The 13,817-nt window shown below is 71.8% G+C and carries 14 protein-coding genes; 8 read left to right on the forward strand and 6 right to left on the reverse strand.

The features are described 5' to 3' along the window. Nucleotides 1-38: 38 nt before the first annotated feature. Complete coding sequence (locus tag KXC43_RS19900) at nucleotides 39-1,166, reverse strand: citrate synthase 2 (protein WP_221377590.1); 1,128 nt, start codon at nucleotides 1,164-1,166, stop codon at nucleotides 39-41. Nucleotides 1,167-1,233: 67 nt separating this feature from the next. Between KXC43_RS19900 and KXC43_RS19905 the strand changes: the two genes are divergently transcribed. The 4 genes from KXC43_RS19905 to KXC43_RS19920 all read left to right on the forward strand — a co-directional run bounded on the left by KXC43_RS19905 (nucleotide 1,234) and on the right by KXC43_RS19920 (nucleotide 4,199). Beyond that, nucleotides 1,234-2,454, forward strand: coding sequence for a citrate synthase (locus KXC43_RS19905; RefSeq protein ID WP_221377591.1), 1,221 nt, complete (start codon nucleotides 1,234-1,236; stop codon nucleotides 2,452-2,454). 44 nt (nucleotides 2,455-2,498) lie between these two features. Beyond that, nucleotides 2,499-3,143, forward strand: a complete 645-nt coding sequence (locus KXC43_RS19910; protein ID WP_221377592.1) for a nitroreductase family protein — start codon at nucleotides 2,499-2,501, stop codon at nucleotides 3,141-3,143. Nucleotides 3,144-3,147: 4 nt separating this feature from the next. Beyond that, nucleotides 3,148-3,489 (forward strand): VOC family protein, encoded by a 342-nt coding sequence (locus KXC43_RS19915; protein WP_221377593.1) that lies wholly within the window; start codon nucleotides 3,148-3,150, stop codon nucleotides 3,487-3,489. 83 nt (nucleotides 3,490-3,572) lie between these two features. Next, entirely contained in the window at nucleotides 3,573-4,199 is a 627-nt protein-coding gene (locus KXC43_RS19920; RefSeq protein WP_221377594.1) for a hypothetical protein, read from the forward strand. A 62-nt stretch (nucleotides 4,200-4,261) separates the two neighbouring features. Here the strand turns inward: KXC43_RS19920 and KXC43_RS19925 are convergent, their stop codons facing one another. Further along, nucleotides 4,262-6,046 (reverse strand): ABC transporter ATP-binding protein, encoded by a 1,785-nt coding sequence (locus tag KXC43_RS19925; protein ID WP_221377595.1) that lies wholly within the window; start codon nucleotides 6,044-6,046, stop codon nucleotides 4,262-4,264. 123 nt (nucleotides 6,047-6,169) lie between these two features. Between KXC43_RS19925 and KXC43_RS19930 the strand changes: the two genes are divergently transcribed. Further along, nucleotides 6,170-6,586, forward strand: coding sequence for a MarR family winged helix-turn-helix transcriptional regulator (locus KXC43_RS19930; RefSeq protein WP_308129158.1), 417 nt, complete (start codon nucleotides 6,170-6,172; stop codon nucleotides 6,584-6,586). An 18-nt stretch (nucleotides 6,587-6,604) separates the two neighbouring features. Here the strand turns inward: KXC43_RS19930 and KXC43_RS52780 are convergent, their stop codons facing one another. After that, nucleotides 6,605-7,441 (reverse strand): tetratricopeptide repeat protein, encoded by an 837-nt coding sequence (locus KXC43_RS52780; RefSeq protein ID WP_221377596.1) that lies wholly within the window; start codon nucleotides 7,439-7,441, stop codon nucleotides 6,605-6,607. A 209-nt stretch (nucleotides 7,442-7,650) separates the two neighbouring features. Between KXC43_RS52780 and KXC43_RS19940 the strand changes: the two genes are divergently transcribed. Next, a complete protein-coding gene (locus KXC43_RS19940) occupies nucleotides 7,651-7,848 on the forward strand; it encodes a hypothetical protein (RefSeq protein ID WP_221377597.1) in 198 nt (65 codons plus the stop codon). 20 nt (nucleotides 7,849-7,868) lie between these two features. Here KXC43_RS19940 and KXC43_RS19945 read toward each other — a convergent pair whose 3' ends face one another. Continuing rightward, complete coding sequence (locus KXC43_RS19945; protein ID WP_308129159.1) at nucleotides 7,869-8,336, reverse strand: MarR family winged helix-turn-helix transcriptional regulator; 468 nt, start codon at nucleotides 8,334-8,336, stop codon at nucleotides 7,869-7,871. A gap of 73 nt (nucleotides 8,337-8,409) precedes the next feature. On the opposite strand from KXC43_RS19945, the gene KXC43_RS19950 reads away from it, so the two are divergent. Beyond that, complete coding sequence (locus tag KXC43_RS19950; RefSeq protein WP_221377599.1) at nucleotides 8,410-10,425, forward strand: MMPL family transporter; 2,016 nt, start codon at nucleotides 8,410-8,412, stop codon at nucleotides 10,423-10,425. Here the strand turns inward: KXC43_RS19950 and KXC43_RS19955 are convergent. Then, complete coding sequence (locus tag KXC43_RS19955; RefSeq protein ID WP_221377600.1) at nucleotides 10,373-11,554, reverse strand: LLM class flavin-dependent oxidoreductase; 1,182 nt, start codon at nucleotides 11,552-11,554, stop codon at nucleotides 10,373-10,375. The genes KXC43_RS19950 and KXC43_RS19955 overlap by 53 nt on opposite strands. A gap of 47 nt (nucleotides 11,555-11,601) precedes the next feature. Here KXC43_RS19955 and KXC43_RS19960 point away from each other — a divergent pair, with 47 nt between their 5' ends. Then, complete coding sequence (locus KXC43_RS19960; RefSeq protein ID WP_221377601.1) at nucleotides 11,602-12,828, forward strand: sulfite oxidase; 1,227 nt, start codon at nucleotides 11,602-11,604, stop codon at nucleotides 12,826-12,828. Here the strand turns inward: KXC43_RS19960 and KXC43_RS19965 are convergent. Beyond that, nucleotides 12,825-13,724 carry a hypothetical protein gene (locus KXC43_RS19965; RefSeq protein WP_221377602.1) on the reverse strand — a complete coding sequence of 300 codons (900 nt, stop codon included), beginning with the start codon at nucleotides 13,722-13,724 and terminating at the stop codon, nucleotides 12,825-12,827. The genes KXC43_RS19960 and KXC43_RS19965 overlap by 4 nt on opposite strands. Between the last annotated feature and the right edge of the window lie 93 nt (nucleotides 13,725-13,817).

Here is a 13,817-nt window from a genome sequence, read left to right on the forward strand (position 1 = left end):
ACGCTCCGACATCACGGTCCCGTGTGCCGCGAGCGGCCTCAGTTCCGGGCGGACAGTCGGGCGGCGTGGCGGCTGGTGGCTGTTGCCCAGCCGGGCAGGTCGGCCGCGGCGCGTTCGGACGGGCCCACGTAGTCGGCCGACGGCCGGATGATCTTCGCTAGGCGCTTCTGCTCGAGGATGTGCGCGCTCCAGCCGGCCGTGCGGCCACAGGTGAACATCGCGGCGAGCATGTCCACGGGCACTTCGGCGAAGTCGAGCACGATCGCCGCCCAGAACTCGACGTTCGTCTCGAGCACCCGGTCGGGCTTGCGCTCCCGCAGTTCGGCCAGGGCGGCCTTCTCGAGTTCGGCGGCGACCTCGTAACGCGGCGCCCCCAGCTCGCGCGCCGCTTCCCGCAGGATCCGGGCACGCGGGTCCTCGGCGCGGTAGACGGCGTGCCCGAAGCCCATCAGCCGCTGCCCGCTGTCCAGCACCTTCCTCACGTACGCCCGCGCGTCCCCGCTCTTCTCCACGGCCTCCACCATGCCGAGAGCCCGGGCAGGCGCCCCGCCGTGCAAGGGCCCCGAGAGCGCAGCCACCGCGGCCGACAGGCACGCCCCGACATCCGCGCCGGTGCTGGCCACCACGCGCGCCGTGAACGTCGACGCGTTCATGCCGTGCTCGGCCGCGCAGACCCAGTAGCGGTCGATCGCCGCGACGTGCCGCGGGTCGGGCTCGCCGCGCCACCGGATCATGAACTGCGACGTCACGTCCGAGCCCTCGGCGACGCGCCGCTCCGGCACCGCCGGCAGTTCCTCGCCTCGGGCCGACGCCGCCACGACGCTCATGATCGCTGCCGAGGTCCGCGCCAGGTCCTGACGAGCCTCCGCGTCCCCGATGTCGATGAGCGGCCGCATCCCCAACGCGGCCGCGGCCGCCTGGGCGTCCACCCGCGCATCCCCGGTCCGCACCGGCCGCCGGGCCGGCTCCTCCGGTCCCACCGGCACCAGCGGCGACTCGAACGAGCCGTCCGCGAGCAGCCCCCACACGTCACCGAACGAGACGGCGCCGGCCAGCGAGCGGATGTCGACGCCGCGGTAGCGGAGCGCCCCACCGTCACGGTCGGGCTCGGCGATCTCGGTGTCGAACGCGACGACACCGGCCAGCCCTGGGTTCACAGTCATCATGTTGAGAGACTGGATCGCGTACATATTGACGTCAACATTGATCCAGTCAATATGAGAGCATCTGCACATGACCGCCGAGCCGCCCCGCCTGACCACCGCCGAAGTCGCCCAGCGCCTCGGCGTGCGACCAGCTACGGTCTACGCCTACGTCAGTCGCGGCCTGCTCAGCAGCCACCGCAACGCCAGCGGCAAGGGCAGCCTCTTCGACCGGGCCGAGGTCGACAACTTCCTGGCCGCACGGAAGCAACCCATCCTGCCCGGCATCCAGACCGGCATCACCCTCATCCGGAACGGCACACTGCAGTATCGCGGTCACGACGCCATCCAGCTCGCGAGCGTAGCGAGCTTCGAAGAGATCGTTGAGCTCCTGTGGACAGGCACCCGCGCCTACGTCGCCCTGCCGCCCGACGAGACCCAGCGCCGCCTGGCCGAGGCCGTGATCGCCCCGCTGCCCGCGATCGCCCGCCACACCGACCGGCTCCGCGTGGCGGTAGCCGCCCTGGCTGCCGGCGATCCCCTCCGCTTCGACACCACCCCCGCCGCCGTGACCGCCACCGCGCGCACCCTGCTCGGCACGATGGTCGCCGCGCTCCCCCACGCCACCCAGCCGGCGGGTAAACACGGCGGCCAGTCCGCCGGCAAGACGGCCCAGCCGGCCGGCACCATCGCCGAGCGGCTCTGGCCCCGCCTCACCGCCCACGAGCCGACCCCGAAGGACCACAGCCTGCTGAACGCCGCCCTGATCCTGCTGGCCGACCACGACATAGCCGCCTCCACCCTGGCGGCACGGGTGGCGGCCTCGACCCGCGCCAACCCGTACGCCGTCGTCGGCGCCGGACTGGCCGCGCTCGACGGCCCCCTGCACGGCGCCGCCAGCAGCCTGGCCTACCCCCTGCTCGCCGAGTCGATGTCGCGGCCCGACCCGATCGGCACGATCGCCGACAAGCTGCGTTCCGGCGATCCGGTGCCGGGCTTCGGCCACCGCCTCTACCCCGGCGGCGACCCGCGGGCGACGGCCCTGTTCGCGATGCTCGGCGACACCCGCGCCCGGGACGCGGCCGAGCGGCTGGTCGACATCATGCGTACGCGATCGGGCCTGCGACCGAACGTCGACCTGGCCCTCGCCGCCCTGACCATGGAGCACGGCATGCCGGCGGAGGCGGGCGAGACCATCTTCGCCATCGCCCGCACGGCCGGCTGGATCGCGCACGCCCTCGAGGAGTACGGCGACCGCCCGTTGCGGTTCCGCCCGTCCGGCGAGTACGCCACGCCGGCGCCCGCGCCCTGATCGCCGGGCGGGCCGGGCCTGTTCGAGACCGGTAAGGTCCGGGCATGTCGTCCGAAGATCCGAACAGCCTGTACCTGCTCGAAGGGCTGCACTCCACACCCGCCCGCCGCTATCTGTCCACAGAGCCGATCAGCGACGAGGTCGTCCGCGCGATTCTCGACGCCGCTGTCCGCGGTCCCAGCGGGGGCAACAGCCAGCGGTGGGCGTGGATCGTCGTCCGGGACGCGGAGGTCAAGCGGCAGATCGCCGAGTGGTACCGGGAGGGCTGGGAGAAGAACTACGGTTCACGGCGTGAACAGATTCTCCGCGCCGACGACCCGGAGGGCATGAGCGCGGCCAGCTTCCGGGCCGCCGACCATCTCGCCGCGCATCTCGAGGAGGCGCCGGTCTGGGTCTTCCCGGTGCTGCTCGGGGCTGCGCGGTCGAACAACCCGCGGCTGGGCTCCTCCATTTACGGCGCGGTACAGCAACTGATGCTGGCCGCTCGCGCCCACGGGATCGGCTCCACCCTGACGACGCTCTACGCCGGACACGAGGACGGCGTACGCAAGCTTCTGAATCTGCCCGGCGACGCGCTCACCATGGCGCTGATCCCGCTCGGCTACCCGGCGCGCGGGCGGTGGGCGCAGCCGAAGCGGCGCCCGCTCGACGAGGTGGTCTTCCACGAGCGGTACGAGGAATGGGGTTGACGGCATGAACCCGTACGTCAAGAGCTTGACCATCGATTGCCAGGACGCGCTGGTCGTGGGCCGCTTCTGGGCCGCCGCGCTCGGTGGCGAACTGGAGGAGGACTCGACCTCGGCCAAGGCGTTCGTGGAGGCGCCGGGCTGGGGCGGGCCGAACCTGTGGTTCCAGCGTGTGCCGGAGCCCAAGCAGGGCAAGCTGCGCATGCACTTCGACCTGCGGGCGCCCGGCGGCGACATCCCGGCCGAGGTGGAACGGCTGAAGGGCCTGGGCGCGACGTTCGCCTGGGAGGCGGACGGGCTGATCGTGCTGCGCGACCCGGAAGGCAACGAGTTCTGCGTCGAGGAGTAGGCGTCGCCGAGTCGTAAAGTGCGGCGGGGGCCGACCGATATCGGGGTATCGCACGACGACACCACGAGGAAGGGACCCCGCCCATGGCTCAGCGGACACTGCCGGTCCGCGAAGACCGGTGGCAGCCCACGGACCGGATCTACGAAGGCCTGATCGCCCGCGCGGTCGACCGTTCCGAGGATTCCGAGGCCCGCGACGGCACCGCCGAGATGATGGCCGGCGCCCTGATCCTCGTCATCCTGTTCATCGTCGTGATGAAGGGCTCGGGATCGGTCACCGCGGCGCTCGCCGTGACCGGGCTGCTCGGCGCGCTCGGCTTCCTCTACACGGTCAACAGCGCGCGACCCGCCAAGGGCAACCGTTCCCAGGCGCTGCAGGAGCTCGGTGGTCCCGGTCTGCTCCCGGCCGGCTACCTGGTGCACCCGAAGGCGTGGCAGGCGGGCATGTCCGACCATGTCGCGAGCGTGCCCGAGTCGCAGCTGCTGGCCGCGGCCGAGCTGTGCAACATCTTTCCGGGCACGGTCAACGACCTGCTCCGCTTCGTCGGCAACGTCGCGATCCACGTGCCGTCGGGCCGTCACACGAACGCCGAGGACGTCCGCCGCCGGGCTCGCGAGCTGGTGCACGTGGCCAAGCCGATCGTCGTCGACTACGCGAAGAGCGCACCCAAGCTGCCCGCCCCGCCTCCCGAAGGCAAGAAGAGCAAGTAACCACGAGAAACGCCCCGGGCCGATCGGCTCGGGGCGTTTCTGTGTTCGGCTGTCACCGCGGGTCAGGCGGCGAGGGCCGCGTAACGGCCACCCACGTCGACCAGCGTGTCGTGCGTGCCGGACTCGAGGATCCGGCCGTGGTCGACCACGGCGATCTGGTCGGCGTCGCGGACCGTGGACAGGCGGTGGGCGATCGTCACCGTCGTCCGGCCGCGGGCGAGTTCGTCGAACGCTTTCTGCACGGCCCGCTCGGTCTCGTTGTCGAGCGCGCTCGTCGCCTCGTCGAGCACCAGGATGCGCGGGTCGCGCAGCAGGGTCCGCGCGATGGCGATCCGTTGCTTCTCACCGCCGGAGAACCGGTGGCCCCGCGAGCCGACCATCGTGTCGTACCCGTCGGGCAGGCCCGCGATCATGTCGTGGATCTGAGCGGCCCGGGCCGCGGACTCGATCTCGTCGTCGGTGGCGTCCGGCTTGGCATAGCGCAGGTTCTCGCGGACGGTCGTGTGCAGCAGGTAGGTCTCCTGCGACACCACTCCGACGATCGAGGTGAGCGTCTCGAACGACAGGTCGCGCAGGTCGACGCCGTCGATCGTGATGCGACCGGCCTTCGGGTCGTAGAGCCGCGCGATCAACGAGGCGATCGTGCTCTTGCCCGAGCCGGTCTCGCCGACCAGGGCGAGCGACGACCCCGCGGGCACGTCCAGGGTCACACCGGCGAGGGCGGCGGACGGACTTCCCGCGTACGTGAAAGTGACGTCCTCGAAGCGCAAGTGGCCCCGGGGAGCCGCGACCGGCACGGGCCGGGCCGGCTCCTCGATGTCGACCGGCAGGTCGAGATATTCGAAGATGCGCGCGAACAGCGCCAGCGAGGTGGTGACCGTGACGCCGACGTTGAGCAGTCCCATGAGCGGCCGGAACAGGCCGGACTGCAGCGCTGTGAAGGCGACCAGCGTGCCGATGCTCATGCCGCCGGAGGTGACCGGCAGGCCGGCGGCGAGATAGATGACCGCCGGGATGGCCGCGAACACGATGCTCATCGAGGCCATCCGCCAGCGCCCGGCCAGCTCGGAGCGCAGCTCGAGATCGATGAGCCGGCTCGACGAGCTGCTGAACCGGTCGACCTGGGCCGGGCCGGTGCCCATGGTGCGGCTCAGCTGCACGCCGCCGATGGACAGGCCCTCCTCGATGATGACGTTGAGGTCGGCCAGCTCGCGCTGGCGCTGGGCGGTGATGGCCCGGCGCATGCTCGCGACCCGGCGCGTGAGCCAGATCGACGGCGGCAGCACGAGCAGCGACACCAGCGACAGCTTCCAGGACAGGGCGGCCATGGCGACCGCGGTGGCGACGACCGTGGTCAGGTTCGAGGCGATCGAGGTGGCGGTGGACGTGACGACCGATTCCATGCCGCCGATGTCGTTCGTGATGCGCGACTGCACCTCGCCGGTGCGGGTCCGGGTGAAGAAGGCGATCGACTGGCGCTGGAGGTGGCGGAAGACGTCGGTGCGCAGGCGGTGCATGACGCGCTGGCCGATGGTGGTGGAGATCCAGGTCTGGACGACACCGAGCGCCGAGGTGACGGCGGCGACGGCGACCATGCCGACGACGAGCCAGACGAGCAGTCGCACGTTCCTGTCGGGCAGCGCGGCGTCGATGACCTCGCGGAGCAGGAACGGACTGGCCAGGCTGACGATCGAGGAGACCACGATGGTGAGGACGACGACGGCCAGGGGGCCGCGGTGGTCGGTGAACAGGGAGCCGATGCGGCGCAGGGACACGTTCTTCGCCTGCGCGATCTCGGCGGCGGTGGGCTTCTTGCCGCGACCGCGGCCTGAGGTGGGGCTTTCCAAGAGCAAACCTCGTTCCGTACGGGGATTCGGCCGCGGCCGCTCGTAGCGGCGCCTACCGGCCGGGACTTTGCTGAGGTTACCTCAACATGAGGGAACAACAGAAGCCGCTGGTACGGTATTCCCGTGGACGACGAGGGTCTGCTCGAGGCGTTCTTCGCGGTGTCCCGCCAGTTGCGCCACCGCACCCGCGAGGCGCTGGAACCCTGGGAGCTGTCCCCCTCACTGGCCCGCGCGGTCAGCGTGCTGTCCCGTCACGGCGACATGCGCCCGGGCACGCTGGCCGAACATCTGCGGATAGCGCCGCGCTCCGCCACCGAGGTCGTCGACGACCTGCAGGCCGCCGGCCTGGCCGAGCGTCATCCCGACCCGGCCGACCGCCGGGCCGTGCTTGTGACGCTCACCGATGAGGGCGTCCGCGTCAGCCGCGACATCCGGGAGGCCCGCCAGGCCGCGGGCGAGCGCTTCTTCGCCACCCTCTCGGCCGGCGACCGGGCCGAACTCGGCCGCCTCCTACGCCGCCTGCGCGCGGACGCCGGCTGACCGAGGGACGGGCGCCGGTTAACCGAGGCGTCGCGTGTAAGCGGTCAGACAGGCTGCCGAACCGGTGATGCAGAAGACGACGACCAGCAGGGGCATGGGGACCTCGACCCCGGCCAGGCGGATGAGCACGGCCAGCACCACCAGGGCGACCAGGCAGACGCCGAGGGCCACCGCCGCGACGTGGGCAAGGGCGGAACGCGCCTGGTCCGGACGACCGATCCCCCCGGCCGGGACGCGCAGGGACTCGGCGAACGCGTCGGCCAACCGCACCAGCGAGTCGGCGTCCCGGATCTGGTTCTCGGCCGCGGTCAGGCGCCGCAGCTCGGACAGGGCACGCTGGTGTCCGGGCGCGATGCGCAGGGCACGGGCGTACACCTCGCGGGCGCTCAGCGGGCGGCCCACGGCGAACAGCGCCATCCCGTACGCGACCTGCACGTCGGCGTCGTAGTGGGCGATCTCGGCCGCGGCGGCCAGCACGGTCTCGGCCTCGGCTGTGCGCCCGGCCGCCAGCAGGGCGCGACCGTGCCGCTCGGCCGGCCGCGGGTTGCCCGGATCCTCGTCGGCGGCCGCCGACGCGGCGGTGATCGCCAGGTCGTGGCGGCCGAGCGCGGTGTAGGCGGCGCTGACCCAGAACAGCTCCTCGACGCCGCGCGGGTTGATCCCGAGTGCGGTCCGGGCCGCGTAGAGGGCGTCGGTGTACGAGCCCAGCGCCATCCGGGCCCGGGCGAGCAGCAGCCAGGCGACGGCGTTGTCGGGCTCGGCGCCGACCACGGGGGTCAGCAGGGTCGCGGCCTGGCCGGCCCGCCCGCTGGTCAGCAGGTCATCGGCACGGTCGAGAAGGTTTTCGCTGGGCACGCAGTGGTGATCGGTCCGCCCCGGGGCGGATCGCGGTACCGCTCGGGTGCGTCTCGGTTGTGGAAAACGTGACGCAGCTCATTCGCTCCGGCCTTCAAGCGCGACGGTGGCGATGCCGATCGAGAACGGGTGCGAACGAGGAGCAACACCGACTCGGGAGCCCGAAGCCCTCACCCCCGGCTTCGTAGCGAGACGAAGGGAAGACAGCCATGAACCTGACCATCACCGAGACCCGCTGGGCCGCCCACACGAGCCTGGTCCACCTGAACGCGGACGTGCAGCGCCTGCGCACGGACTTCGTCACGGGCGCCGACAAGGAGACCCTGGCCGCCGACCGCGCCGCCGTCCACGACAGCCGCCGGATCCTCAACACCCACCGCGCCACCCTGGTCGACGTCACCGTCTGACTGCCGCGCCGCCTGCGCCGTCAGGTGTTTCCGGTGCGCAGTTCCTGATGGTGTTCGGTGATCGCTTCGAGCATTCCGCTCAGAAAACGACGCACGGTCTCCATCTCGTCCGCGCTGAAGTCGTCCATGACGACCTGGCTACGGGCGCCCAGGGGCCCGAAGAACGCCACCGCGAGCTCCATCCCCGGCTCCCCGTAGCGCAGGTGCACGACCCGGCGGTCGGCGCTTTCGCGCGTACGTCGCAGGTGCCCGGCCCGTTCCAGGCGGTCGATCACCGCGGTGGTCGCGCCCGACGAGAGCCCGAGCGTCTCCCCCAGCCGGCCCGGCGTCAGCGGCGTCCCGCGCCGTTCGGCGTGCATCACCGCGATGAGCGCCTGCAGGTCGGTGAAGTGCAGACCCTGCTGCCCGGCGAACTCATGGGCGACCCGTTGCGCCTCGATCGTGTAGAGCCGCAGCAGGTCCACGACGTCACGGCGCACATCACTCACCGCGCCAGTGTTGCAGATTCCGTCACGAGAGGTAAGAATCTCGATAGTCGAGATACTTAATCGTGGAGGGTTCATGCGACGCGCCTGGCTGACGCTCGTGCTGACGGTGCTGATCGGTGGCGGGGTGCTCGCCTTCGCCGGCCCGCTGGAGACGACGAACGACCCCACCGCCTCGCTGCCCAGCGCGGCCGAATCGACGCGTGTGGCCGAACTCGAGCGCCGGCTGCCGTCCGGGCAGGTCAATCCGGCCCTGATCGTCTTCGCGAAGGACGACGGCGCCGCGCTCACGCCGGCCGAGCTCAAGACGATCGAAAGCTTCGGCACGCCGATCGTGGCGCCGGGCAAGGACGCCGCGATCGTCTCCAAGCCGTACCCCGCCGGCTACTCGGCCGAGCAGATCGTCGAGGCGGTCGGTCAACTGCGTGATCAGGTGCGCGCCGAGGTCCCGCCGGGCATCACGGCCCAGGTCACCGGCGGCGCGGGCTTCACCGCCGACCTCGCCGACAGCTTCTCCGGCGCCAACACCCGCCTGCTGATCGTCACCGTCCTCGTCGTGGCGCTGCTGCTGCTCGTCACGTACCGCAGCCCGATCCTGTGGCTGGTTCCGCTGGCCGTCGTCGGACTGGCCGACCGCCTGAGCGGCTCCGTCGTCGCGATCCTGTCGCGCCACACCGACCTGGCGATCGACGCGTCCACCAACGGCATCATCACCGTGCTCGTCTTCGGCGCCGGCACCAACTACGCGCTGCTGATCATCTCGCGCTACCGGGAGGAGCTGCACCGGTACGAGGACAGGTTCGAGGCGATGCGGCACGCGCTCAAGGGCGCCGGTCCCGCCGTCCTGGCCAGCTCGGGCACGGTCGTGCTCAGCCTCCTGACCCTGTTGCTGGCCAGCCTCGGCAAGAACCTCGCGCTCGGTGTCGCGGGCGCCGCCGGCATCGCCATCGCCGCGGTGTTCGCCCTGTTCGTTCTGCCGCCCGCGCTGCTCGTTTGCGGACGAAAGTTGTTCTGGCCGTTCATCCCGCGCGTGGGCGCTGCCGGAGCCGAGGCGGAGAAGGGACTGTGGGCCCGCATCGGCCGGGGCGTCTCGCGCCGGCCCGCCATCGTCACGGTCGCGGCCGTGCTCGTGCTGGCCGCGCTCGGCAGCGGCCTGGCCGGCACCAAGCTGGGCCTCTCGCAGGCGGACCAGTTCCGGGTCGAGGCCGAGGCGGTCGACGGCCTCGAGACGGTCAGCCGCTACTTCCCGGCCGGCGCCACCGATCCCGCAACGATCATGACCACCCCCGACCGGGCCGAGGAGGTGCTCGCGCTCGTCACCCGGACGTCCGGCGTCGCCTCGGCGCGGATCGGTGAGCGCACGGCCGACCTCGCCAGCATCAGCGCCGTGCTGACCGCCGCGCCGGACACCCCCGAGGCGTACGACACCGTGCGCGCCCTCCGCGACAACGTGCACGCCGAGCAGGCCCTGGTCGGTGGCAGCGTCGCGGCGAGCCTCGACGACCGGGACGCGGCCCGGCGCGACCTGACGGTCATCGTGCCGGCCGTGTTGATTGTCGTGTTGCTCGTGTTGATCGGCCTGCTCAGGGCCCTGGTGGCGCCGATCCTGCTGCTGCTGACGGTGATCGCCAGCTTCGGGGCCGCGCTGGGCGCCGGCTCGTGGCTGTTCCGGCACGTGCTCGACTACCCGGCCCTCGACACCGGCGTGCCGCTGCTGGCGTTCCTCTTCCTGGTGGCACTGGGCGTCGACTACAACATCTTCCTGGTGACGCGGGCCAAGGAGGAGACGCCGCAACGAGGCACGCGAAACGGGATGGTGCACGCCCTCGCGGTCACGGGCGGCGTCATCACCAGCGCCGGCATCCTGCTGGCGGCCGTGTTCGGGGTGCTCGGCGTCCTGCCGGTGATCACGCTGACCCAGATCGGCGTCATCGTGGGCATCGGCGTCCTGCTGGACACGCTGCTCGTCCGCACCGTGCTGGTCCCGGCCCTGGCCACCATGTGCGGCGACCGCTTCTGGTGGCCGGGCCGCCCAGCGGTCAGCTCGGCGAAGCCGGAGCCGGAGCCGGAGCCGGAGTCGCTTCGGGCTTGATCGGCACGCCGGCGAACGGGATCGCCGACGTGACCGCGACGCCGGCTCCCGCGGGGTGCTGCCACACCCCGCGGCGGGCCAGTTCGGGCAGGACACCCTCGCCGAACCAGTACGCCTCCTCCAGGTGGGGATATCCGCTCAGGATGAACTCGTCGATGCCCAGCGCGGCGTACTCCTGGATCCGGTCGGCCACCTCCTGGTGACTGCCGACCAGCGCGGTGCCGGCGCCGCCGCGGACCAGCCCGACGCCCGCCCACAGGTTCGGCGAGACGACCAGCCCGTCCCGGCTGCCCCCGTGCAGCTCGAGCATCCGCCGCTGACCCTCGGACTCGCTGCGGTTGAGCCCCGCTTGCACAGCGGCGATGTCCGCCTCGCTCACCCCGCGCAACAAACGCTCAGCTTCCGCCCATGCGGCGTCGGCCGTGTCGCGGGCGATGACGTGCAGCCGGATGCCGAACCGCACGTCCGGATTCAGGGACCGGATCCAGTCGAGCTTCTGCGCCACCTTGGCCGGCGGCTCACCCCAGGTGAGGTACACGTCGGCGTGCTCCGCGGCCACCGGGCCGGCCGCCTTCGACGAGCCGCCGAAGTAGATCGCCGGCACCGGGTCGGGCAGCTTGGCCAGGCGCGCGCCCTCAACATGCACATGTTCGCCGTCCAGACTGACGGTTTCCCCGCGGAACAGTGAGCGGACGACACCGAGGAACTCGGCCGTCCGGGCGTAGCGCGCGTCCTTGTCCAGGAAGTCGCCGTACTGGCGCTGCTCGTGCGACTCCCCGCCGGTGACGACGTTGAGCAGCAGCCGCCCGCCCGAGAGCCGCTGGAACGTCGACGCCATCTGGGCCGCCAGCGTCGGCGACAGCACGCCCGGCCGGAAAGCGACCAGGAACTTCAGCCGCTCGGTCACCTCGGTCAGCATCGCCGTGGTGATCCAGGCGTCCTCGCACCAGGCGCCGGTCGGGGTGAGCGCCCCGACGAAGCCGAGCTGCTCGGCGCTGCGCGCGATCTGGCCGAGGTATCCGATGGTCAGGGGGCGCACGCCGCCGGCCGCACCGACCGGCACGCCGTGGCCGCCGCCCACGATGTCGCGGCTGTCGCCGTTGGTGGGCAGAAACCAGTGAAAGTCCATGCCCGCACCCTATCTACTTCTCCTATCAACTGGATAGGGTGACGGTCATGGATGAGGTGGCATACGACAGGCTGCGCCTGGGCCAATGGCTGGCCGGCCGGGCGCACGGATTCTCCCGGCGCGACCTGCTGAGGCTGACGGCGGCGGCCGGCGTCGCGGGCGCCTTGGCCGAGGCCGCGCCGGCGTCGGCGTCGGCGGCCGACGGACCGATCGTCAAGCCGCTGCCGCCCGAGCTGTTCAAGTCGTTCGGCACCAACGCCGAGACGTTGTGGTCGTCGCTGGCCGAGACGGGCTACCACGTGCCGATCGACCGCTTCTTCGTGCGCAACCACACCAGCACCCCGGTTGTGGACAAGGCGGCGTGGCGGCTCGAGGTGTTCGGCGCCGGTCTGCGCGGCGGCCCGGTCTCGTTCTCGCTGCGCGACCTCGAACGCCTGCCGTCGGTCGCGCGGTCGGTCACGGTCGAGTGCGCCGGCAACGGCCGCAGCTATTTCGCGTCGCAGCAGGGCCAAACCGTTTCCGGTACGGCGTGGGGGCTGGGCGCGGTCGGCGTGGCGCGCTGGCGGGGCGTACGGCTGTCAACCGTCCTGCGCCGGGCCGGGCTCAGCTCGCGGGCCGTCGACGTGCAGGCCTCCGGACTCGACCCGAACTACGTGACCGGCGGCGTCGACCTCGGCCCCGTCCGGCGGCCGCTGCCGGTGCGCAAGGCGCTGGACGACGTCATCCTGGCGTACGAGATGAACGGCTCCCCGCTGCCGGTGGACCACGGAGCCCCCGTACGCCTGATCGTCCCGTCGTGGATCGGCATCGCGTCCATCAAGTGGGTCGGTCGCATCGAAGTCTCCGACGTGCCGCTGTTCTCACCGTGGAACACCCAGTTCTACCGGTTCTTCGGCCCGGACTTCCCCACCGACGGGCAGCCGTTCGACCGCCAGTCGATCAAGAGCGCCTTCGAACTCGATCCCGGCGCGACGTTCCGCGCCGGCGAGCGGGTACGCCTGACCGGCCGGTCGTGGTCGGCCGCCGGGCGCATCAAGCACGTCGAGGTGAGCACCGACGGCGGCGTCCGGTGGCGCCGTGCCCGCCCGGTCGGCCCGTCCGTCGACAACGCGTGGCAGCGCTGGGAACTCGACTGGAGACCCGAGGCGGGCGCGCACGTCCTCCAGGCGCGAGCATTCGACGTACGGGGTAACTCCCAGCCCGAGGTGGCCACGTTCAACTCGCTGGGCTACCTGTTCGACGCCGTCGTGAAGGTGCCGGTGACCGCGGTTTAGCGCGTTCGGCCGGTCAGGGGAACGGGCAGGCCCTGCTGCACCTCCAGGACGGCTCGTTCCCCCAGCGGCGCGGCGAGCTCGACGGTCGCCGTCCGCGCGGCGCCGATCAACGTGCACGTCTCGTTCGCGTCGTGCGGATCCGCCCGGACGATGACCGCGACAGCGTTGACGGATTCGACAGCCTCGGCCACGTAGTCGATCCCGCACGGCACATCACCGGCCTCGGGCGCTCCGGTGAACCCGACCGTCAGCCGGTTGCCGCCCGCCACCGAAGCCGAATCGATCGCCAGACCGCCGGGCGCGTTGTCGGGATCCCACGAGGGCGGCGTGACCGTGACCGCGCCGCGCCCCTCCACAGCCACCCGGGTGACGCGCAGTTTCGTCCCCGCCACGCTGAACACCCAGGCCGGAACCGTGGCCCGGCCCCGTGTCGTGGGAACATCCACAGTGGCCAGAAGCGCCCCGGTCACCTCGAGCGTCTCGCACTCGCCGCAGTCGGGCGTCCCGCCGGCCACGACGTCGGCCAGCGCCTGCTCGGCGGACACCAGCGGCAGCGCCAGCCGGGATTTGTCCGCCCAGACCACCTCGCCGGTGGCTCGCGGCGCCTCGGGAAGCTTGCCGTCGGCGACGAACCGGCCGGCCCCGATCGACAGCTTGTAGTCACCGTTCTGCGGCTCGAGGTCACCGATGACTCCGGTGAGCTCGCCCACCGGCACAAACTTCGGTCTGCCGCCCGCGGCTGTCACGGCGTCGTCGTACCGCGCCAGCGCAGCCTCCGCCTGTTCCCGCAGCCGATCCCCGCCCCCGCCGGCATCGCCCCGTCCCCCGTCCGCGGAGCCACAACCGGCCACCAGTACGACAGCCGCCACCCACGCCGCCCGGCGCATCCGTCCCATGTCGCTTTCGACTCCCCCACGCGCGCCGCGGTTCCACCCGCACGACCCTGGGAGACGAGTGTGCCGGAACAACTACTGGCCGCGCACGAACGG

The sequence above is a fragment of the Paractinoplanes polyasparticus genome, assembly GCF_019710575.1.
In the GTDB taxonomy this organism is placed as follows: Bacteria; Actinomycetota; Actinomycetes; order Mycobacteriales; family Micromonosporaceae; genus Actinoplanes; species Actinoplanes polyasparticus.

Excerpts from the sequence above, each read along its gene's own strand:
- KXC43_RS19965 (WP_221377602.1), bottom strand. The coding sequence starts at position 13,724 with ATGGGACGGATGCGCCGGGCGGCGTGGGTGGCGGCTGTCGTACTGGTG.
- KXC43_RS19910 (WP_221377592.1), top strand. The coding sequence starts at position 2,499 with ATGTCGTCCGAAGATCCGAACAGCCTGTACCTGCTCGAAGGGCTGCAC.
- KXC43_RS19940 (WP_221377597.1), top strand. The coding sequence starts at position 7,651 with ATGAACCTGACCATCACCGAGACCCGCTGGGCCGCCCACACGAGCCTG.
- KXC43_RS19900 (WP_221377590.1), bottom strand. The coding sequence starts at position 1,166 with ATGATGACTGTGAACCCAGGGCTGGCCGGTGTCGTCGCGTTCGACACC.
- KXC43_RS19955 (WP_221377600.1), bottom strand. The coding sequence starts at position 11,554 with ATGGACTTTCACTGGTTTCTGCCCACCAACGGCGACAGCCGCGACATC.
- KXC43_RS19960 (WP_221377601.1), top strand. The coding sequence starts at position 11,602 with ATGGATGAGGTGGCATACGACAGGCTGCGCCTGGGCCAATGGCTGGCC.
- KXC43_RS19905 (WP_221377591.1), top strand. The coding sequence starts at position 1,234 with ATGACCGCCGAGCCGCCCCGCCTGACCACCGCCGAAGTCGCCCAGCGC.
- KXC43_RS19915 (WP_221377593.1), top strand. The coding sequence starts at position 3,148 with ATGAACCCGTACGTCAAGAGCTTGACCATCGATTGCCAGGACGCGCTG.
- KXC43_RS19950 (WP_221377599.1), top strand. The coding sequence starts at position 8,410 with ATGCGACGCGCCTGGCTGACGCTCGTGCTGACGGTGCTGATCGGTGGC.
- KXC43_RS19920 (WP_221377594.1), top strand. The coding sequence starts at position 3,573 with ATGGCTCAGCGGACACTGCCGGTCCGCGAAGACCGGTGGCAGCCCACG.